The sequence below is a fragment of the Pseudoalteromonas sp. P1-30 genome (assembly GCF_001400005.1).
GTDB lineage: Bacteria > Pseudomonadota > Gammaproteobacteria > Enterobacterales > Alteromonadaceae > Pseudoalteromonas > Pseudoalteromonas atlantica.
The window spans coordinates 1-21971 of the sequence record NZ_LKBC01000013.1 but is presented as its reverse complement, the minus strand read 5'-3'; the positions used below and the strand labels follow the sequence as shown (position 1 = coordinate 21971).

Here is a 21971-nt window from a genome sequence, read left to right as displayed (position 1 = left end):
ACTGCCTCTATTAAAGTGTGTTTTGTATGCGCTCGTTGAGCTGCGCGAGTCGCTGTGGTGTGCCGATATCGTCCCACTGACCAATATAAAGCTCAGTTGAGATAACTTGTTGGGCGAGTTTTTCTCGCAGTATTGGCCCAAGCGGGCGTATGCCAGGCTCTAAACCTTTAAAAAAATTAGCGTGGTAACGGCTAATTCCCGAAAATGTATACTTTTGACTCTCAGCCGATAAGTGACTTAACGCAAAATCCCCTTTTTCGTTATGAGGTGGGTTTTCTACTAACACTATGTGGGCCTCACCGTCTTGCAGGTGCAATTGTGTAAGCGCACTCACATCGTAATCTGTAAATACATCGCCATTAATTACAATAAATTGCTCACCTAGTAATGGCAGCGCCTGAATAATTCCGCCTGCGGTTTCAAGGCCGCCCTCAGCCTCTTGGCTATATTCAATGCGCACACCAAACTCAGCGCCATTTTTAAAATAGCTTTTTATTTTATCCCCTTGCCAAGCTAGGTTTATAACAATGTTAATAATGCCAGCGGCTTTAAGGTTATTAATATGGTGCTCAATCAGCGGTTTCCCCGCCACTTTTAGCATAGGTTTAGGCATAGCTTGTGTAAGCGGCATCATTCGCTGGCCGCGACCGGCAGCTAAAATCATGGCTTTCATGTGCGCTCCTTCGCTAATTTTAGTGTTACCTGTGGTATTACAGTGCTACTTACCCACTCACTTAACGCTGCAAGCTCTGGATAGGTTTTAGCAACATCAACAATGTAATCCAACGTCGGTAAAATATTATCAAGGTAACCGGTTTTGCCATCGCGTAAATAGAGCCGGCAAAATATTCCCGCTGCCTTTAAATGGCGCTGAATACCCGTTAAATCAAACCACTGTTTAAACTGCTCAAAAGAAGTATCTGTTATTAATTTTTGCGCTGTAAATTCTTCATACCCGTACTCAAGCAGCTGATTAAGCTGTGCTTGTGGCAACTTAAAATAGCAATCACGTAGCAGCGACACTAAGTCATAACACAGCGGTCCGCGCACGGCATCTTGGTAATCTATAATTGCCCACTGCTCATTGCTATACATAATATTACGGCTGTGATAATCACGATGAACCGTCACCGTAGGCTGCGCTAGCATAGCGTTCGTTAATAGCTCACAGCTTTGCTGCCAAAGCGTTTGTTGCTCAGTACTCAATGTTAAGCCAATAAAATCAGTAACCAGCCATTGGCTAAAAATATTCAGCTCAAGGTGAATAAATTCTTTATTATAATTTTGCATAGCTGCTGATTCAGGTGTTTTGGCCCAGCTTGCCGCCAAACGGATTAATTGCTTGTAATATTCATCTCTATTTGGCTCATCGAGCTTATCGGCTAAGTGTGTATTTCCTAAGTCACTTAACACAAAAAAGCCCTGTTCTTCATCGCTTGCAATTATTTCAGGCAATAAAAAGCCGTTGTCGGTGAATACTTTATTAAGAGAGATATACGGAGCGTTATTTACTTTTTGTGGGTCGGAGTCCATCACAATAAACGCTTTTCCGGCACAGCTTAAACGGTAATAACGGCGAAAGCTGGCATCCCCAGTAATGGCTACTAAGGAGTGTGGTTTAGCATCAAAGTGCGTATTTATAAATAGTTGTAAATTATCAAAGCGTGTCATTATATAAGATGTCTATTTTTATAGGTCAATTACTGTATTTGCCATTGTTTTCCTTTATTATGTCTAGCTTATAATAAACCAAAGAGCATTAAGGTCGATAAATGAGCAAAACCTGGGGCATATTGATGCTAGGCGTAATTAGCGCACCATCGCTTGCCGAAACTGAACTGGCACACAATTTATGTGGCATTTCAATGCAAACCAGAGCTTGGCAACCTCTACCAAATTTAGCGGTAGGATCGGTTGATATACAAGCTGACGATGTAGAGCTCCTAGGCACACAAAGCGCTGAATTTACCGGCAATGTTGATATTAACACCCTTGATATGAGTTTGTCCGCACAAACTGCGCTTATAGATAAACAGCGCGGTTTACTTAATGCAACAGGCCCTATTACTTATCAAGACCGTGTAAGCCAAGTAAACAGCTCAGGTTTAAATGCCGATTTAAATAATTCAGAAATAAGCCTACTAGGTGCCGATTACAGCTTAACAGCGCAACAAGGTAAAGGTGGCGCCGAAAAACTCACTGTCAACGAGTCTGGCTTATTGTTAATGAATGCAAGCTTTACTACTTGCCCAAGCGATACACCCGTGTGGGAAATAGAAGCCGACGAAATTAACCTCTCTCGTGAAGAAGGCTGGGGCGAAACCTATAACGCCGTTTTACGTATTCTTGATACCCCCGTTTTATATTTACCTTATTTCACGTTTCCACTGGATGAGCGACGAAAGTCGGGCTTATTAACACCAAGCATTTCGAGCTCCGACCGTTACGGCCTTGAAACTGTTACGCCTTATTATTGGAATATTGCGCCTAATTTTGACGCCACTATTACACCACGTTATATGTCGCGCAAAGGCTTACAACTGCAAACCGAGTTTAGATACCTGAGCGAGCAACATGAAGGCTTAGTCGGTATTGAATATTTAGATAGCGATGATTCGGAGCCAAGCCTTGATGAGCGCTATATGTTTCATTGGCAGCAACAAAGCTATTTAAGTGAAAACTGGCGCGCCAATATTGATGTAACTAACGTCAGTGACGACAACTACATCACCGATTTAAGCTCTAATTACGCAAATAAAACCGATACCCAGCTTTATCGTACCGGCTCTGTGACTCACCTTGGTGACACATGGCGTACCGATATTAAATTTCAAAACTTTGAAGTACTGGGCGATCACTTAGAGTCGTATGCCGCGGTACCACAAATCAGCTTTACACAAACCGCCCCATGGCGTTTTGATAACTTTGACTTTAGTTTGTCGGGTGAAGTAAGCCACTTTACCAACGACTCTTCAGAAATTGCCATAGACAGTGCTACCCGTGTACACGTAGAGCCAAAAGCGCGCTTTAACTACGCAACACATGCGTGGTCGTTTCTCTCAGAAGTGAGCTTATTGCAAACTAACTACAAGCAAAGTGGTAATTTAACGGGCACTCAATATAGCGATAGCGTTTCGCGTACCTTGCCAAAAGTACGTTTGTACTCGCAGCTTAACTTTGAACGTGACACCTCGACTTTTTTTGAAGATGGCATTCAAACTCTTGAGCCACAAATACAGTATTTATATACCCCTAATAAGGATCAATCTGAGATAGGCTTATTTGACACCACTCGCCTACAGGATGACTTTTTTGGCCTATTTAGAGATACGCGCTTTTCGGGTGTAGACCGTATAGCCGCAGCTAACCAATTTACGTTAGGTGCAACAACACGCTTATTTGATAATAAACACGAAGAAGTGTTTAACTTTAGCGCGGGTCAAATTTTTTACCTAAACGACTCGGCTAAACCTACCGAGCAAGATTTAGACTCAGAGACAAACTACAACGCCCTTTTTGCAGCGCAAACAATGCTACATTGGCACCGCCGTTGGTACCTCTCAGCGGGTATGCAATACGACACGGATGGTAAGCAAATGATCCAGTCAAATGTCACCCTCGATTACAAAGGTGACAATAATGAGCTAGTTCAATTGAACCATCGCTATGCAAATGATGTCTCAGGAAATACAATCGAGCAAACGGGTGTATTTACAAGTATCCCAATTAGTGATCAGTGGCAATTTATTGCAAGCTACCACCGGGACCTTGAAAATAATCGAAGCATCGAATTTTTAAGCGGATTACAGTATGAATCATGCTGTTGGGCAATCCAAATTACTGGTCACCGTCAGATTGAAACCGATTTAAATCAGTCTATCGGGCAGCAACAAGCCACTTTTGATTCAGGTATTAGTTTAAACTTTGTATTAAAAGGACTTGGCAGTAAGAGCCGTTACGATGCACAAAAATTATTACAACAAGGTATTTTTGGCTACCGTAGACCGTATTTTCTTAATAATTAAGGCAAACGAGCAATTAAGGTGATACTTTAAAGCCCTAAAATGCAGTACGCCCTGTTTTAAAGCAGTACTATTAGAAGAGTAGTAAAAAGAATATGAATTTAAAAAAAATATTATCAACAGCTATTTTAAGCTTAAGCTTATGCCATGGCGCATTTGCCGCCCCACAGGAAATCGACAAAGTAATTGGTGTTGTAAACCAAGGCGTAATTTTAAAAAGTGAAGTAGACACCATAATTAATCGTGTTAAAAAGCAAGCCGCAGAGCAAGGCCAACAACTTCCTAAAGACGAAACGCTTCGCGTACAAGCCGTTGAGCGTTTAGTTAACCAAACGCTTATGATGCAAATGGCTGAACGTATGGGCCTTGAAATTTCAGACAGCCAGTTAGACCAAACACTCGCAAATATGGCAAAAGATCAAGGCGGCAGCATTGCCGATCTTCGTCGTACCATTGAAGCCGCTGGCGAGAGCTTTCAAGCCTACCGCGAAGAAATTCGTAAAGAGATCACCACCCAACAGGTTACCCGTGCCAATGTAGATCGTCGAATCTATATTAGCCAACAAGAAGTAGATAACCTGTTAAAAATAATGGAAAGCCAAGGTCAAAACTCTGAAGAGTATGATATTGGCCACATCCTTATTGATATTCCTAACGATGCAACAGCAGATGAAATCACCAGTGCGAAAACCCGTGCTGACAAAGTTATTGAGCTATTAAACGATGGCCAAGAGTTTAAACGCATCGCTATTTCATCATCAGGTGGCTCAAAAGCGCTTGAAGGCGGACAACTCGGTTATATGGGTATCAACGAAATGCCTTCGTTATTTGCCGAAGCTGTAAAAGGTCAAAAGAAAGGCGCTATTGTTGGCCCGCTTCGCTCGGGTGCTGGCTTTCATATAATTAAGGTGCAAGATGTACGTGGTCGCCAATTGGTAGAAACTACAGAAGTACGCTCACGCCATATTCTTATTAAGCCTTCAATTATTTTAAGTGAAGAAAAAGCACGTAGCATGCTAGCAGGATTTGCCAAAGATTTACGTGCAGGAAACGCTGACTTTGCTGAGCTTGCTAAAGAATACTCAGAAGATCCAGGCTCAGCCCTTAAAGGCGGTGAGTATGATTGGACTGACCCTACAACGTATGTACCGGCGTTTAAAGATACTTTATTATCACTTGATAAAAATCAAATTAGTGAACCATTTAGAACACAATTTGGTTGGCACATAGTACAACTTTTAGATAAACGTGTAGCAGATAAAACCGAGCTAGCTAAACGTAACCGTGCGCACGGCATGTTGTTTAATCGTAAATTTAAAGAAGAAAGTTTTAACTGGCAGCAAGAAATGCGCGAACAAGCCCATGTTGAAATTTTCCCTATAGACGAGTAATTATGACATTACGAATTGCAATTACCCCGGGTGAACCTGCGGGGATTGGCCCTGACTTGCTGCTGCAATTAGCGCAGCAACCATGGCAAGCTCAACTGGTCGCTATCGCCGACAAACAGTTATTAAAAGAACGCGCTCAACACTTGGGCCTTAATATTGAGCTAATTGATTTTGATGAAAATGCCCCTGCAGCTATAGCGCCTGCAGGTAGCATGTATATTCACCAAGTAGATTTAGGCACTGACGTTAAGCTAGGTGAACTAGACGACTTAAACGGCCAATACGTGCTTGATACCTTACGTATTGCCAGCGAAAAGAATATGGACGGTACCTTTGATGCCGTTGTCACGGGCCCTGTTCACAAAGGGATTATTAATAAAGCCGGTATTTCCTTTAGTGGCCACACTGAGTACTTTGCTCAGCAGTCGGGCACCTCTGATGTCGTAATGATGCTAGCAACTGAAGGCTTGCGTGTTGCCCTAGTAACAACGCATATACCGCTGGCTTATGTATCGCGTGCAATTACACAAGAGCGCTTAACTAAAGTTATTAGTATTTTAAACCACGACTTACAAACTAAGTTTGGTATTGAGCAACCGAAAATTTTAGTGTGTGGATTAAACCCCCATGCCGGCGAAGACGGTCATTTAGGCACAGAAGAAATAGAAACAATTTCACCTACGCTTGAGCTTTTAAACAGCCAAGGCATGAATTTAATTGGTCCGCTTCCTGCCGATACCCTATTTCAGGATAAATACCTCTCTCAAGCCGATGCCGTGCTTGCTATGTATCACGATCAGGGTTTACCTGTGCTAAAATACAAGGGATTTGGTAACTCGGTAAATATAACCTTAGGTTTACCATTTATCCGCACTTCGGTTGATCACGGTACTGCGCTTGATTTAGCAGGCACAGGTGACGCTGAAGTTGGCAGTTTTGAATTAGCGATCCGCGAAGCAATTAAGCTCGCCCATGAAAAAGCACAGAATCAATGACCGATAAAGTACATTTAGGACACCGCGCCCGTAAACGTTTTGGGCAAAACTTTTTATTTGATGAATCTATCATTGATAAAATAGTGACTGCAATCGATCCTAAACCACAAGACAATCTAGTAGAGATTGGCCCAGGTTTAGGCGCAATTACCGAGCCTGTTGCCGATTTAAGCGGCCAACTTACTGTTGTTGAGCTAGATAAAGACTTAGCTCAGCGTTTAATTGAGCACCCTTTTTTAGGTCCTAAATTAAACGTAAACCAAGGCGATGCAATGAAGTTTGACTTTGCAAGCCTTGTACGCGATGACAAAAAATTAAAAGTGTTTGGTAACCTGCCTTACAATATTTCTACGCCATTACTGTTTCATCTTTTTGAGTTTGCTGATCATATTGAGCACATGCACTTTATGCTGCAAAAAGAAGTAGTAAAACGTATGGTTGCAGGCCCAGGCAGCAAAACCTTTGGCCGCTTAAGTGTGATGACGCAATACTACTGCCACGCAATGCCCGTGGTTGAAGTACCGCCAGAGTGTTTTAAACCAGCACCTAAAGTAGACTCTGCGGTTATTCGTCTGATCCCTAAAAAAGCCGAGCAACGTACCGCTAAAAGCGTGAAAATTTTAAACACCGTGTGTTTAGAAGCCTTTAATCAACGCCGTAAAACATTGCGTAACAGCTTAGGCAACTTACTCACCGCAGATGAGCTTACCAGCATTGGTATTGATATTACTTTGCGTGCTGAAAGCCTAACGTTACAACAATTTATTGATATAGCTAATTGGATTTATGACAACAAGCAGTAATATTGGCTCTCCTGTAAAAGTCTCTGTAGAGACTTTTTATGTTGAAGGGCAATCTCAGCCTGAGCTAGAAAAGTACGTTTTTGCCTACTCAGTGACAATTAAAAACCACAGCCTTTGCAGCGCTACACTTTTAAGCCGTTATTGGTTGATCACCGATGCCAATGGTAAAGAAGTTGAAGTAGAGGGCGAAGGCGTTGTGGGCGAAACCCCCGTTATAGGCCCAGGCGAAACTTATAAATACACCAGTGGCGCAATATTGGACACCCCTGTTGGCACCATGCAGGGACACTACACACTGCGCAATGAGTTTGGCTCTGAGTTTGAAGCACCTATAAGCGTATTTCGTTTAGCGTGCCCTAACATTTTACATTAGTAAAAAGCGCCATGGCTGATTACGCAATTGGTGATTTACAAGGCTGCTTTAAAGAGTTTAGCCGCTTGCTCAAACGGGTTGACTTTAACCCAAGCAAAGATCACCTTTATTTAGTGGGCGATATCGTCGCACGTGGGCCGGACTCCCTAGCCTGCCTAGATTATATTTATCGCCATCAAGACAGCATGACTGTTACTTTAGGCAATCATGATTTACACATGGTTGCCTGTCACTATCTTAATAAGCCAATCAACCCCAAAGATAAACTCGGTGCTATTTTTGATAGTAAAAAGCTTCCTCACTATATCGCCTATTTGCAAACTCAGCCGCTTGCTATTTATTTAGCGCAGCACCGCAGCTTTATATCGCATGCAGGGCTTAACCCTAATTGGTCTATAGAAAGCGCACTTAAACACGCACAGTTTGCTCAGCGTTGTTATCAATCGGCTAATGCTAAGCACTTTTTTGAAAAAATGTATCAGCCCCACCCCGCGATATGGCATGACGATTTAAACGAATTCGATAAGTTTAGATACATTGTTAACTACTTTACCCGCATGCGCTTTTTAACCAGCAACAACACGTTAGAGCTTAGTGCGAAAGGCGCAATTAACGATAATAAAACGTTAACAGCCTGGTTCACTCACCCTAATATAAAAGCATTAGAAAACAACCTTATATTTGGCCATTGGGCCGCTCTTGAAGGGGTTACTCAGCTCAATCACATACATGCACTCGATACCGGATGCGTATGGGGCGGTGCTTTAACGATGATGGACTTGCAAACTAAGCAAAAAATAGTAGAAAAGCCGACGCTTTTATCTAAATAAACTGTAAAACCCCAGCACATATGTTAAATTTAAATTAATAGATATTAATTGCTTAACTTATTGGTTAAAAAGCCGATAAGATGTGATTGAAGTACTTTAATTGGAAATCCATATGAATCTGACAGTAAGCCAACGAATTTGGTGTGGTTTTATATTTATCACCTTATTACTCATAATCATTGGTGGTAACTCTTTAATAAAAATTGCGAGCATTGACCGCTCTACCCAACAGGTAAACCAGTTATCACTGCCCGCGCTTAATAAAAGCTCAGAACTACAAGCTGAATTTATTTTAATGAGTAAAGCAGCCCAAGCTAGTTTTTATACCACCTCAAGCGCACAGCTCACCCCTATAAAACAAAAAGTACTTGAGCAAAAAGACAAATTCAACTCGCTGCACGCCGACCTTCAACGTGTAGTAAAAAACGATGCATCACTGAGTCAAAAAAGCCAAGCTGTAGAAAAAACCTACTTAAGCTTTTTAGGTACGGTCGAAAACCTATTAGCTGATAAAGATAAACAACTAGCACTTAATAAAACCCTCACAGCACAGCTTGAAACAATTGAGATCGCAGCTGAAGATGCCAATTCAGTCGTGCTTGATATCACAGATATTACTAACTTTGAGCAAAATCACCCACGCGCTTACCAAGCTGCCAATAACTTAGAAAACAACTTTATGTCTGTGGTGAGTAACAGTACCGATATGCTCACGGTTAAGACGACAAACACCTTAGATATTGTAAAAAATGAGCAAGCTTATTACCTTGACGAAGTAATTCGTACTTTAGCGTTAATAAAGCCAGCTATAGAACAAGATGACAACGACCTATACAGTGATTTACAAGCATACGTTGATACGCTGATAGAAAATATCAGCGGTAATAATAGCCTAGCGGCCAATAAGCAGCGCCTTATTGACGCTATCGCACTTACCGAAAAAGAACTTGCCCAATCAGAGCAAGCAACCACTATGGCACTGTCGCAAATTGATGATTTAGTAACACAAGCAAGTACTGTAGCTTACAAATTACAAGAAGGTGTTCGCGAGGATGTAGACTCAGCGACGCTCTGGACATGGGCAGGTATGATCATCGCAACGTTAATTGCAATTGCGATTGCGATTCTTACCGTTAATAGAATCACTAAGCCACTGGCTGAGGTTAATCGGATTTTAGATATTGTTGCCAGCGGTGATATGACCCAACGCTTAGATGACTCTGCAAAAGATGAATTTGGCGAGCTATCAAAAAGCTGTAACACCCTTATAGATAGCTTACGTAGCTTAATTAAAGGCATTATTTCACGCTCAACTCAATTAGCAGCGGCGTCTGAGCAAACATCGGCCATTACCGGTGAGTCAAGCCAAGCTATTCGTAACCAACAAGCACAAGTAGAGCAAGCGGCAACCGCCACAACCGAAATGAGCAGCACGTCGCAAACTGTAAGCAACAGCGCACAGCAGGCACTTAACGAAATAAAAAATGCCGATAAAGAAGCTGAACGTGTAAAAGGTATATCTCATCAAAACAAAGCCACTATTGAGCAACTTGCTCGCGAGGTGGACGATGCATCAGGTGTTATTAATAAGCTTCATCAAGACAGCGCATCTATAGGCAGTATTTTAGATGTAATACGCGGCATTGCAGAGCAAACCAACCTATTAGCACTTAACGCTGCAATTGAAGCAGCACGTGCCGGTGAATATGGCCGAGGTTTTGCGGTAGTAGCGGATGAAGTACGCTCACTGGCAAGCAAAACACAAGAGTCGACCCAAGAGATACAATCTATGATTGAATCGCTTCAAAGTGGCGCAGAAGCGGCTGTAACAGCAATGGATAAAGGTAAACAGCAAGCAGAATCATGTGTTGAACAAAGCGACTTAGCAAGCAGCGCATTAGACTCAATTACACTTGCCGTATCGCAAGCACACGATGTAAGTGAAGAAATCTCTACCGCTGCTCAAGAGCAACAACAAGTATCACAAGAAATTAGTGAACGTTTAGAATCTATTGTAGCCATAGCCGAGCAAACAGCTGAGGGTGCAAATCAAACAAATATTTCAAGCTCAGAAGTAGCCAAACTTGCTGAAGAGCTAAGAATATCGGTAGAAAACTTTAAGGTGTAATGTACACCTAACAGCAGTAAATTAACGCAATAAAAAACCCGATACTGTTACTCAGTATCGGGTTTTTTTGTTTACTGGTTTTAACGCTTAGCGAGAAGCACGCTGGCGATTGCCGCCCACTTTAGGCTTAGTGTTAGCCTTTTTAAATTGGCTAAACCCAGTATGGCGCGTTAAGGCTGGGCGCCCTCCTTTACCAGCGCCTTTATGTGCTTTTTCATCACGGCCTTCTTCTGGCACTAAGCAATTTGGGCCTTTACCAATTAAATTGGCTTTACCCATACTACGCAGTGCATCGCGGATCATTGGCCAACCCGATGGATCGTGATAACGCAATATGGCTTTGTGTAAGCGACGTTGGCGCGCTCCTTTTGGCACGGGTACTTGCTCTTTATTGTTTTTAATATTACGCAACGAGTTCATTTCTGTATGGTAAATGGTGGTTGCATTGGCCATTGGCGACGGGTAAAAGTTTTGTACTTGGTCTAACTTAAAGTCGTTAGATTTAAGCCACAATGCCATATTAACCATGTCTTCGTCTTTGGTACCCGGGTGCGCTGAAATAAAGTACGGTATTAAGTACTGCTTTTTACCCGCTTCTTTTGAGTACTTATCAAATAGTTCTTTAAATTGATCGTAAGCACCCATGCCCGGCTTCATCATTTTAGACAAAGGGCCATCTTCTGTGTGCTCAGGGGCAATTTTTAAATAGCCACCCACATGATGTGTCACCAGCTCTTTTACATAGCGAGGGTCTTGTACGGCTAGATCGTAACGAACGCCAGAGGCGATCAAAATCTTTTTAATGCCTTTCACTTCACGGGCTTTTTTGTATAAATCGATAGTAGGTGTATGGTCTGTATCCATGTGCTTACATATATCAGGGTAAACACATGAGAGTCGTCTACAGGTACTTTCTGCTTTTTTGCTCGTACAGCGTAATTTATACATGTTGGCCGTTGGGCCACCTAAATCAGAAATAACACCGGTAAAACCAGGTACTTTATCTCTAATTTGTTCTATTTCGTCAATAATCGACTCTTGCGAGCGACTTTGAATAATACGTCCTTCATGCTCGGTAATAGAGCAGAACGAGCAGCCACCAAAACAGCCACGCATAATATTAACCGACGTTTTAATCATATCGTAGGCTGGTATTTTTGCATCACCATAACTTGGGTGCGGTATACGCTGATAAGGCAAACCAAATACATCATCCATCTCATGGGTTTCGAGCGGGAATGCCGGCGGGTTAACCCAAATAGAGCGATCGCCATGGCGCTGAAATAACGCACGAGCACAACCTGGGTTGGTCTCTTGGTGCAAAATGCGCGAAGCATGGGCATAAAGCGGTTTATTAACGCTTACTTGCTCAAATGCAGGGAGTTTAACGTATGTTTTTTCCCACGGTTTAGGGCGCGCAGGCTGAATAGTTATAGGTTTAGCGGCCTCTGCTTTTAAATCAATACCGGCTTGCTTAAACTCTGATTTACTACACCCAACATCATCAGCCCCATAGGGGTTTGGGATAGGGTCAATTTTGCCTATTTTATCAATCGCTGTTGAATCACTTCCGCGCCAGCCCGGTATTGGCTCTTTACGAATAACCGCTGTACCACGAATATCCTGAATTGTATCCATAGTTTCGCCAGCGGCTATACGGTGGGCTACTTCCACCAGCGGGCGCTCTGCATTACCATAAATAAGGATGTCGGCTTTGGCATCAAATAAAATACTACGGCGTACTTTTTCTTGCCAGTAGTCGTAATGAGCAATACGGCGCAAGCTTGCTTCAATACCACCAATAACAATAGGCACACCTTTGTAGGCTTCGCGTAAGCGCTGAGAGTAAATCATCACCGCACGGTCAGGGCGCTTACCACCCACATTACCTGGTGTATAGGCATCGTCATGGCGCATTCGTTTTTCTGCCGTGTAGCGGTTGATCATCGAATCCATGTTGCCGGCTGTTACACCAAAAAATAAGTTTGGTTTACCAAGCCCCATAAAGGCATCTTTTGATTGCCAATCTGGCTGAGCAATTATACCCACTCTAAAGCCTTGCGCTTCAAGTACACGGCCAATTACCGCCATACCAAAACTAGGGTGATCAACATAGGCATCGCCGCTAATAATTATAATGTCGCAGCTATCCCAGCCAAGAGCGTCCATTTCTTCGCGAGTGGTAGGTAAAAATGGGGCGGTGCCATAACATTCAGCCCAATATTTGGGGTATGAAAATAGCGCGCGTTCAGCTTTAAGGGAGCTCATAGTTTTGGCCGTAGAATAACAAAAGGCGCGAATTATATCCTAATACATTGCTTATTTATACAACATTGCCTAGAGATATCGCGCCTACTGTAAAGTCTGTTGATATTAAGTTTTTTTATTTCGCTCTTTAATAAACTCTAAAAGTTCGTGCTCAGGCATTGGCTTAGCGTACATAAAACCCTGTACTTCATCACACCCTAAGTTTTTCAAAAACTCTGCCTGCTGCTGTGTTTCTACACCTTCAGCAATTGTTTTTAGTCCTAGTTTAGCACCAAGCGACACCACCAAAGCAGCAATAGCACCGGTATCGTTATCAGGTAAATCTTTTACAAATGCGCGGTCTATTTTAAGCCTATCAAGCGGTAAACTTTGTAAGTAACTTAACGAAGAAAAGCCCGTTCCAAAATCATCAATCGCCACTTCTACGCCTAATTCTTTTAACTCTTTTAGGGTATTGATCACGGTTTCTAATTCATCCATTACCACGCTTTCAGTCACTTCTAACTCTATATTGCAGGGTTTAACATCGTACTTTTGTAAGGTGTTTTTTACTGTTTTAGCGTAGCCTTTAACCTTAAATTGCGGCACAGATACATTTACAGCAATGCAAATTTCTTCACCGAGTGCCTCTAAGCGTTTTTGCTGTTGGCAAGCTTGTTCTAAAACCCATTGGCCAATATCAACAATTAAACCGGCATCCTCTGCTAAAGGCACAAACACCGCAGGAGATATAAACGAGCCATCTTCTGATGGCCAGCGCAGCAATGCTTCACAGCCAATCAAAGATAAATTATCGAGTGAAAGCTGAGGCTGATACCACACTTGGAGCTTTTGCCGAGCAAAGTCATGACGTAACTGCCTAATAATACCTAAGCGCCAAGCCATTTTGTCTTGCATATCAATATCGTAGTAAATACCCTCTTTGCATTTAAGCTTTTTAGCTTGGTTTAATGCAATATAGGCAACTTTGAGTGTATCTAACCCAGTACTTTGAAAGTCTTGCTGCTGACATAAACCAATTCTAAAATCGACAGGCAAAATATGCTCGCCAGCACTAAAAGGCACACTTAGCACGTCGTTAAATTGTTCAAGGTCAAACTCCGTTTGGCGAATAATAAAGCCAAATACATCTGCGCCAATACGCGACAATAACTTTGCGTCTGGATAAGCATCTTTAAGCCGCTTTACAATCTCGATTAACAAATGATTGCCAATTTCTTGTCCTAAGCCATTGTTAATATCTGCAAAACCAATCACATCAATTAATACAAAAACGTAGTCATTAACATGTGGTTTTTGATAACGCACCACCCGCTCAATAAAATTAGTACGATTAGAAATACCGGTTAGTACATCTTTGTAGGCCGCATCTCTTAGTTTTACAAACAGCCTTACGTTATCAAGGGCTACACTCACATTAGTAAGAAAAATCTCTGCAAATTGCAGCTGCGCATCACTCGGTTTATGCTCGCACTCTAAATAAATAGCAGCCTGGCGGTGCTTACTTTTAACAATAAAAGTTACGCTCGAATCAGTTTGGCAATGCTGAGCCGACTCAAAACACTGATCTACTTGTTCAAGCGCAACGCTATCAACATTAGCAAGCTTTTCACCAAAGTAGCTCTCATAATGGCCACTACCACCCAATACTTGAATAAAGTTATCGCCATCTAGCTTACTGCATACCAACCCAACTTGTTGGCACTCTAAAATAATACCCAAGTGTTTAATAATCTCTTTGCATAACACTTTAATATCGGTAAGCCCTAAAATAGACTTTGAAGCCGAAACAATGGTGTTCATCGCATCACTTTGATACTCAAGCTGGCATACTTGCTCGTACGAGCGAATAGCGGTGATTAAAGAAGTTACTAATTTAGAACGAGTTAACTCTGTTTTTGTTTTATAGTCGTTAATGTCATATTCGCGAATTACTTTTTCTTCTGGGGTGTTGCCCGCTTGGCCGGTTCGTAAAATAATTCGCACATGCTGATTGTTAAGCTCTTCGCGTACGCGTTTTACAACTTGCAAACCCGCATCATCAGATTCCATCACTACATCTAAAAAAATAACGGATATTGTATTATTGTTTTTGAGTATTTCGATGGCTTCGCTGCCAGAGTAAGCATCGTGAAAACGCAGCCCTGCCCCCCAAAACTCTACGCCCGACAATGCAAGCTTAGTCACTGAATGTATTTCAGGATCGTCATCAACGATCAAAACATCCCAAAAATCAGATAATTCTTGGGTTATTTCTTCTTCGCTGTCTGGCGCTAAAAATAAAAAATCGCTTTGCTCTGACGACATTATCTACCCTTTATCAGTTTTAATACTTATATAAGCTCATACCTATGTGCTAAAAATATATTTTTGGTTTATAGGCTAATTCATACTATAGTCGATTAATAAAAAGTTGTTATATTTCAAACTAAAAAACTCGTGAAAGGTGTGCCTATTAAATTTTTTAAAATCCTTATAAAAACGCTCTTATTGTTAGTTTTAGTGGCTATTTTGATTGGTTTAACCCTGCCGCAAAATTACAGCGTAAATAAAAACATACAAATAAATGCCAATGTAGCGACCGTTAAATCGCTGGTCTCTGACTTTAGCCTTTGGCATACATGGTCACCTTGGGGCAAAGTAGATCCGTCTATCACTTTTACTTTAGGCGAACCTAGTCGCGGTATAGGCGCGCATCAATCGTGGCAAAGCGACTGGGGGTATGGAGAAATGACCATTACTTCGCTTTCGCAAAATAACATGACCTTTAATGCACTTTTAAAAAATGAGCATATTATTGAAGGTGAAATTACATTTACCGAAGTAGAAGGTGTGGTAAATGTAACGTGTAATATTAATGGCCAAACCAATACCCCGCTAATTTCGGGTTATCTATCAATTTTTAGTGAGTATGTATTAAGCAATACAGTGTCACTTGGCTTAAATAACTTGCAAACAGTGGCGCAATTACGCGACCAAAAAACACAGCTGGATAACGATGACAGTAAAATCAGCCCAAGCGAGAATTAACCTCGCCAATATAATTGAGTCTTTACTTGGTTACCCCGTAAAAAAAATAACCACAAATACTGGGCAACCAAGTACAGATCAAAGTTACGGCTCTAAAGGCGATCTAAACCCGCTTTATCACATAAATAGCGATAACCCTATTTTAGCGCGCGCCCAAAAGCGCCAAAATTTACTGCTTATAAAACAGCAGCAAAATATAGAAACCATTTTAGCTAAAGCAATGGAATTTTGCCCCGATGTGGCAAGTAATAAGCAGCCAGATGCCGACTGGATAGAGCGCTTTATTGCCCTATGTGAAGACACCTCAAATGAATCGATGCAAACACTATGGGCTAAAATTTTAACTGGCGAGACGCTCAACCCCGGTACATTTTCTATAAAAAGCTTACAAACACTCAAGCATATGACCCAACGCGAAGCTGATGCATTACAAAAGTGTGTATCGCTGAGCAGCTACAACGCTAAAGACGACAGCCACTTTATTTTATTGGGGTTTTATAAAAAGCCTTCGCTTTTCGACTTACTACGAAAAGGCAATAAGGTATCGCTTAATTTAGGAAAAACGGGGATCAGCTTTCCTGATATTTTAACGCTTATGGATCTTAATTTACTCTACAGAAAAGAAATAGAATCGGCGGTATTAAAAGCTGGCCAAGAACTCACCCTGTCGTTTTTATCGCAAAAAGTGACGTTAAAAGCTAAAAGCAGTGACTTAGTATTAAGCTATTACAAGTTTACCCAAACTGGCGATGAGCTTTCTAAGCTTATAAATTACCCGGTAAATAAGGTGTATAAGCAATTAATTAATAATGCATTGGAGGGAGAGTTTGATTTAACGTGGCATGTTAATAAATAACACACCACGCTGTAAGCTCACTAATTAAAAGTGAACTTGAATACCCGCAAATGGGCCTGATGCGTCAATATCGGTATTAATATCATCAACATCATCTAGCTCTAACGTCATTGAGCGGTAACCCGCTTTAATAGCTACATCTACTGCTAGGTTATCAATAAGTTCATATGCTACGCCTACTTGGTAGTCTTGTACTTTACTATCGTCGATAGCTAAAAAGCTGCCTTCAAAAAACACGCTTAAACCCGTAAATGGTAAGCCTGCTTCAGCACGGCCATATGCAAGAGGAACAAAACCAGAGAAGTCTTTGGTTTCAGTTTGAGAAAGCTCTTCTTCAGGATCATACCTTACTGTAATTTCACCGTCGAATTGCTTAACATTTAAACCTAAATCAATTGAAATTAAATCGTTATCGAAGATTTCATAATAAAGAATATAATCAATGTGCGATAAATCACTAACAGTATTTACTTTTCTGTTTGTATCAAAGGTACTGCCATTAAAGCTAAACGTATCACCGATAACCGCATCACCATCAAGTTCAAGTTCTGTATATTTTAGCTTAATGTTTGGAACTAGCGGCACTGGGTGCTCAAGTGCTGCGTAATAGCTAACAAATGTTTCATCCTCAAAATCAAAACCTTGAGATGCTTTATCTTTGTAAGAAAACTGACCGTCGTTATCTGACTGCCAGCCATCAACACCTACATATAAACCTAATAGAGTGTCTGCCTGTGCTGCAGGGGCTAAACATGCCATTGAAAGGGCAGCTGCTAAACAATACTTTTTCATTTTTTATCCTTGAGCTAGTAGTTCGCTAAGTTCGATTAAAGCCGCATTGGCTCTTGAAATATAATTTGCCATAACTAAAGAATGATTTGCCACAAAGCCAAAACCATTCCCGTTTAATATAATTGGGCTCCACACGGTTTCTTGTGTTGCCTCAAGCTCACGTATGATTTGCTGTAAGCTTACACGCGCATTTTTCTTTTCTAATACATCAGCAAAGTCATACTCAACTGCTTGTAAAAAGTGTAATAACGCCCACGTTGCACCGCGCGACTCGTAAAACACGTCGTCTATTTCCCACCACGACGTTCTTACTTGCTGCTGAAGTGGTGTGTAGGTCGCTTGCGTGTTTGAAGAATTACCGGCTAAATCGGTATTTACTTTGTCTTGGCCAACACTTGCACTTAAACGCTGACTTAAACTCCCTAAACGCTTTTCGGCTTCTTTTAACCAGCTACGTAGATTGTCTGCACGTGAATAAAATTGGCTATCGCGCTCATGCTCGTTAGCAATTTGTGAGCGGTACACAAGAAGATAGTCTATTCCCTTTTGGTACTCTCCCTCGGCACTTGGCCACGCCCATGCCTCGGAGCTAATATTAAATTGTGGCTGCGCTTTTTTAAGGGCTTCATGTTCGGTAGATTGCGACTGTGAACGGCTAAAGTCTTTACGCATTGATAGCGCTAAATCACGCACCATTTCAAGCGCGCCATATTCCCACGCAGGCATGTCATCCATTATCACACTTGGTGGCATCACATCGTTTGATAAATATCCACCTTGCTTATCAAGTAATGTGCTAGCAACGGTAATAAGCGTTGAGGTGGTTGTATAGCCTGTTACCATTTTTTCGTTGCGTGCTTGCGCGGTTTCTTTTGCATTAGTTACTACATTAAAACGTGCCGGCTCAATGCTCCAATAAACTGCAATAGCGTAAAAAATAATAAGTAGTACCACTAAGGCACCAGCTATTTTTCCTTTATGTTGCGACATTTATCCTCCTAGTGATGAGCGTGTTGTTTTTTAGATGGCTTTGAATGCGCAGCTTGCGCTTCAAGCGAAACCACTTGGGCATTAGTAAACAAGCGGTTACCGTCACTAAAATATAGCGTGAGTTTACGTTCTTGCCCTACTTTTAGTGGCTCTTGTGGATCAAATACCATTAAATGGTAACCACCAGGCTCAAAGCTTAGGCTTTCATGGCCCTTAATAGTAACGGCTTTAACCTGTTGCATTTTCATCATGCCGTTAACATGTTTATGCTCATGTATTTCTACACGGCCTAAACCTTCGATGGTCGCTTTAGTTAATTTAGCAACACCACCACCGTGGTTAGAAATTGTTAAATAGCCAACACTCGATTTACTACCAGGCAAAAATGCCCTTACTTGTGCATGGCTTACTTCAAGCTTAGCTTCGTCTGTATCGTGGCTGTGCCCAGCATGTGCAGCAACCGATGACGAAAACACATTAATCATTAACGCCGAGGCCATAAAAAAGCACTGCTTCATCATCGCTTTATTCCTTGTGAAAGCATAAATTTTCACTTTAAATTTAACATAGTTAACTAATAATAGTCAGTTAAATTAAGGCTTAAGAGGTTACTTTTTTGTTATCGAGCACCAACCAGCATAGTACAGCTACAAATAATAATGGCCAGGCTATCATCACTGAACCAAATAACAGTGCCAAAATGGTGCCAACCAGCGCGACAATCACTGCGCCTATTAACCCCATGGTCACTAAAGCCATTACGGCTACTACTGCAATAATAGCGACTAAAACACCAGCCAGCTCAAGCCCCACCCAGCTCATATCTGCAATCCACAGTGGGAACTGCCATGAATCAAAATGTATTAGCGACACAGTATCAGTAAAAAGTAACACATATACGACAACACATATTGCTAAGGTTTTCATATCCCTCTCCTAATACGCACGCTCTTCAAGGCAGCAGTGAGCAATCAAATAACCAAGCGCTACTGCAAACGGAAAACTTATAAATAATAAAATTGTTACTAAGCGTGTTGACCACACTGGAAAATCAAGGCGACGCGCTAACCCACTGCATACGCCCGATATTTTTTTATTCAGTGAATCTTTGTACCAACTACGCTGTGTTTTAAAGTTATTCATACTCTACTCCTTAAGCGCTTGGCGCAGTTGTATTGGTATTACTTTGCTTAACACTGGCTTTTAAACGAGCCAGCTCTGCATCTATTTTTTCATTTTTAACTAAAGACTCAATTTGCTCAGCGGTTGATTGCGCTGTATTTGTAAGTTCATAAGCATCAACCTGTGCTTCTATGCCTTCCACTTTTTGCTCTATCATTTCAAAGCGAGACAAAGCATTTGCGACCTTGTCACTGTGTAATTGCATGTTCACTTTTTCACGTGCAGCAACAATATCGTGGCGTTTTATTAATTGAGCTTGTTTGCTTTTAGCTTGCGCCATTTTTTGCTGTAAGCGCTCACAATCTGCCGTAATTTTCTCTATCGACTCTTTTAGAGTATTTAGCTGAGTGTTTTTTGCTGCAATTTGCTCATCTACTCGCTGTTTTTCTACTAACGCAGACTTGGCTAAATCGTCACGGTTTTTAGCAACTGCCAGCTCAGCTTTTGTTTGCCACAAAGTTAAGTCTTTTTGTTTTTGTGCAATTTGGCGTTTAAGCGTTTTCTCTTCGCACAGTAAGGTTGCGGCTGTGCTTCTACATTCGTTAAGCGCTTCTTGCATTTCACTTAGCATAAGGTTGAGGAGTTTTTCTGGGTCTTCTGCTTTATCCAGCATGGCAGCAATATTGGATTGGATAACATCATTTACGCGATTAAATATACTCATTGTTTTGTCCTGTTGTTTTTAATTGATAACAACAACAGGATTCCAAGAGTTATGCCAAGTAACAAAAAGTTATTTATAAACATTTGAATTCAATTAGTTAGATAACTAACACGTTATTTTAAACTGACTGAAAACTTAATACTAATAAGCTAAAATCACTAATTTATTTATCTTTTGACTAAATTTTAGTTATAAAAAAACCACTTTAAAAAGTGGTTTTTTTATAACTATTCAGCGCTTTAGTATTACTCAGGCACAAAACTTAATGCTTTATCCATTACCGACAAATCAGCCTGTTTACCGTGACCGTTTTCTGAAAGGTGACGTCTAAATCCGCGCGCCCCAGGCTGCCCCTGAAAAATCCCCAGCATATGGCGTGCTATATGCCAAAAGTTAGCACCTAAACGCATTTCTTCTTCTATGTAATCATACATAGCGCGCACCACATCGTGACGAGTCTGAGTATTAGCCACCTCACCGTAAATCTTTTCATCCACCTCATTAAGCATAAATGGATTACTATATGCTTCGCGACCAATCATAACGCCGTCTATATGCGCTAAATGCGCTAGGCTTTCTTCAATTGTTTTAACGCCGCCATTAATGCTTAAATCGAGCTGTGGGTAGTCTTTTTTTAGTTGGTAAACGCGTGGGTAATCAAGAGGCGGTACTTCACGATTTTCTTTAGGGCTTAAACCATTTAACCACGCTTTACGGGCATGAATAATAAAGTCATCACAGCCAACTTTATGGCTGGCTTCAATTAATGCGCATAAAAACTCATACGAGTCTTGCTCATCAATACCGATGCGTGTTTTTACCGTAACAGGAATACTAACTTCGCTTTTCATTGCCGCAACACACTGTGCAACCAGCTCAGGCTCGGCCATTAGGCATGCACCAAAGCGCCCGTTTTGTACTCTATCTGAAGGGCAGCCTACATTTAAGTTAATCTCATCGTAGCCACGCTCACCCGCAAGCTTTGCACACTTTGCTAGCGCCTCGGGATCAGAACCCCCCAGCTGCAAAGCAACCGGCCCCTCGTGCTGATTAAAGTGTAGGTAATCGCCGCGACCAAATAAAATCGCCCCCGTGGTGATCATCTCAGTGTATAAAACAGCGTGCTTAGTCATCTTACGATGAAAAGTGCGACAATGACGATCAGTCCAATCAAGCATGGGTGCAACGGACATTCTACGAAAGCTTGTTTTTACTGGTTCCCCAGTCATTACGATACCTCCAAGGGGTTCTTCATTCATAAAATTACTGCTCCGAGTTGCTTTGAATTGCCCTGAATTGCTTTGAATTACCTATATGGTCCCCCTATAGGCTCCCTAGCAGAGTAGGACAGATCAATAACTTACATAAACATGCGAGTTGATAATTAAAGTATTAAATTAGGCGAGGGATTATACACAAACAGGCTGTGAAACTGCAGTGAATCTAGCACTATATTTAATAGTATCTAGCAAACTGTTCAGCAAAGGATTACGAAAAATACATATTAAAAAGTGCTTATTTATAAAATCAGTTCAAACAGCACAAGCTTAAAACGCAAAAAAGCCCGCTAGTTAGCGGGCTTTTTTATTTTTATAAAATGTCTTGTCCTGAAATGTGTTTACACATTTAGGACTTATTTTATGAAAA

20 protein-coding genes are annotated in these 21971 nt (G+C 41.4%); 9 read left to right on the top strand and 11 right to left on the bottom strand.

Features of this window, described 5'->3' with window-relative positions:
• Nucleotides 1-10 precede the first annotated feature (10 nt).
• Together murU and AN395_RS15770 are read right to left on the bottom strand one after the other, a co-directional pair.
• Nucleotides 11-673, bottom strand: a complete 663-nt coding sequence (gene murU, locus AN395_RS15775) for an N-acetylmuramate alpha-1-phosphate uridylyltransferase MurU (protein WP_054983559.1) — start codon at nt 671-673, stop codon at nt 11-13.
• Nucleotides 670-1671, bottom strand: coding sequence for an aminoglycoside phosphotransferase family protein (locus AN395_RS15770; RefSeq protein ID WP_054983558.1), 1002 nt, complete (start codon nt 1669-1671; stop codon nt 670-672). Before AN395_RS15770 ends, murU begins: the two co-directional genes overlap by 4 nt.
• Before the next feature lie 101 nt (nt 1672-1772).
• Between AN395_RS15770 and lptD the strand changes: the two genes are divergently transcribed.
• The 7 genes from lptD to AN395_RS15735 all read left to right on the top strand — a co-directional run bounded on the left by lptD (nt 1773) and on the right by AN395_RS15735 (nt 10542).
• A complete protein-coding gene (gene lptD / locus AN395_RS15765) occupies nt 1773-4025 on the top strand; it encodes an LPS assembly protein LptD (protein WP_054983557.1) in 2253 nt (750 codons plus the stop codon).
• Nucleotides 4026-4117: 92 nt separating this feature from the next.
• Entirely contained in the window at nt 4118-5413 is a 1296-nt protein-coding gene (surA, locus tag AN395_RS15760; protein ID WP_054983556.1) for a peptidylprolyl isomerase SurA, read from the top strand.
• A 2-nt stretch (nt 5414-5415) separates the two neighbouring features.
• Nucleotides 5416-6408 carry a 4-hydroxythreonine-4-phosphate dehydrogenase PdxA gene (pdxA, locus tag AN395_RS15755; protein ID WP_054983555.1) on the top strand — a complete coding sequence of 331 codons (993 nt, stop codon included), beginning with the start codon at nt 5416-5418 and terminating at the stop codon, nt 6406-6408.
• A complete protein-coding gene (gene rsmA, locus AN395_RS15750; protein WP_004585856.1) occupies nt 6405-7211 on the top strand; it encodes a 16S rRNA (adenine(1518)-N(6)/adenine(1519)-N(6))-dimethyltransferase RsmA in 807 nt (268 codons plus the stop codon). Before pdxA ends, rsmA begins: the two co-directional genes overlap by 4 nt.
• Nucleotides 7195-7584: a Co2+/Mg2+ efflux protein ApaG gene (apaG, locus tag AN395_RS15745; protein WP_004585855.1), complete on the top strand. Its 390-nt coding sequence runs from the start codon at nt 7195-7197 to the stop codon at nt 7582-7584. The genes rsmA and apaG overlap by 17 nt, the downstream gene beginning before the upstream one ends.
• A gap of 11 nt (nt 7585-7595) precedes the next feature.
• Nucleotides 7596-8414: a symmetrical bis(5'-nucleosyl)-tetraphosphatase gene (locus AN395_RS15740; protein WP_054983554.1), complete on the top strand. Its 819-nt coding sequence runs from the start codon at nt 7596-7598 to the stop codon at nt 8412-8414.
• 112 nt (nt 8415-8526) lie between these two features.
• Nucleotides 8527-10542 carry a methyl-accepting chemotaxis protein gene (locus tag AN395_RS15735; protein ID WP_054983553.1) on the top strand — a complete coding sequence of 672 codons (2016 nt, stop codon included), beginning with the start codon at nt 8527-8529 and terminating at the stop codon, nt 10540-10542.
• 87 nt (nt 10543-10629) lie between these two features.
• Here AN395_RS15735 and AN395_RS15730 read toward each other — a convergent pair whose 3' ends face one another.
• Together AN395_RS15730 and AN395_RS15725 are read right to left on the bottom strand one after the other, a co-directional pair.
• The gene (locus tag AN395_RS15730; RefSeq protein WP_054983552.1) at nt 10630-12810 is read right to left on the bottom strand and encodes a YgiQ family radical SAM protein; all 2181 of its coding nucleotides are present in this window, start codon (nt 12808-12810) and stop codon (nt 10630-10632) included.
• A 105-nt stretch (nt 12811-12915) separates the two neighbouring features.
• Nucleotides 12916-15117: an EAL domain-containing protein gene (locus tag AN395_RS15725; protein WP_054983551.1), complete on the bottom strand. Its 2202-nt coding sequence runs from the start codon at nt 15115-15117 to the stop codon at nt 12916-12918.
• A 141-nt stretch (nt 15118-15258) separates the two neighbouring features.
• Between AN395_RS15725 and AN395_RS15720 the strand changes: the two genes are divergently transcribed.
• Together AN395_RS15720 and AN395_RS15715 are read left to right on the top strand one after the other, a co-directional pair.
• On the top strand, nt 15259-15840 hold the full coding sequence (locus tag AN395_RS15720; RefSeq protein ID WP_095206677.1) for an SRPBCC family protein: 582 nt from the start codon (nt 15259-15261) through the stop codon (nt 15838-15840).
• Nucleotides 15809-16696, top strand: a complete 888-nt coding sequence (locus AN395_RS15715) for a TIGR03899 family protein (protein WP_054983550.1) — start codon at nt 15809-15811, stop codon at nt 16694-16696. Before AN395_RS15720 ends, AN395_RS15715 begins: the two co-directional genes overlap by 32 nt.
• Before the next feature lie 24 nt (nt 16697-16720).
• On the opposite strand, the gene AN395_RS15710 is transcribed toward AN395_RS15715, so the two are convergent.
• The 7 genes from AN395_RS15710 to dusA all read right to left on the bottom strand — a co-directional run bounded on the left by AN395_RS15710 (nt 16721) and on the right by dusA (nt 21553).
• Nucleotides 16721-17488 (bottom strand): TIGR04219 family outer membrane beta-barrel protein, encoded by a 768-nt coding sequence (locus AN395_RS15710; protein WP_054983549.1) that lies wholly within the window; start codon nt 17486-17488, stop codon nt 16721-16723.
• Nucleotides 17489-17491: 3 nt separating this feature from the next.
• On the bottom strand, nt 17492-18478 hold the full coding sequence (locus AN395_RS15705) for a DUF2333 family protein (protein WP_004585847.1): 987 nt from the start codon (nt 18476-18478) through the stop codon (nt 17492-17494).
• Nucleotides 18479-18486: 8 nt separating this feature from the next.
• Nucleotides 18487-18999, bottom strand: a complete 513-nt coding sequence (locus tag AN395_RS15700) for a copper chaperone PCu(A)C (protein WP_029773289.1) — start codon at nt 18997-18999, stop codon at nt 18487-18489.
• A gap of 79 nt (nt 19000-19078) precedes the next feature.
• Nucleotides 19079-19405 carry a hypothetical protein gene (locus AN395_RS15695; RefSeq protein ID WP_054983548.1) on the bottom strand — a complete coding sequence of 109 codons (327 nt, stop codon included), beginning with the start codon at nt 19403-19405 and terminating at the stop codon, nt 19079-19081.
• Nucleotides 19406-19414: 9 nt separating this feature from the next.
• Nucleotides 19415-19621 carry a PspC domain-containing protein gene (locus tag AN395_RS15690; protein ID WP_054983547.1) on the bottom strand — a complete coding sequence of 69 codons (207 nt, stop codon included), beginning with the start codon at nt 19619-19621 and terminating at the stop codon, nt 19415-19417.
• A 10-nt stretch (nt 19622-19631) separates the two neighbouring features.
• Nucleotides 19632-20324 carry a PspA/IM30 family protein gene (locus AN395_RS15685; RefSeq protein WP_054983546.1) on the bottom strand — a complete coding sequence of 231 codons (693 nt, stop codon included), beginning with the start codon at nt 20322-20324 and terminating at the stop codon, nt 19632-19634.
• 245 nt (nt 20325-20569) lie between these two features.
• Nucleotides 20570-21553, bottom strand: a complete 984-nt coding sequence (gene dusA / locus AN395_RS15680) for a tRNA dihydrouridine(20/20a) synthase DusA (RefSeq protein WP_095206676.1) — start codon at nt 21551-21553, stop codon at nt 20570-20572.
• Nucleotides 21554-21971 lie beyond the last annotated feature (418 nt).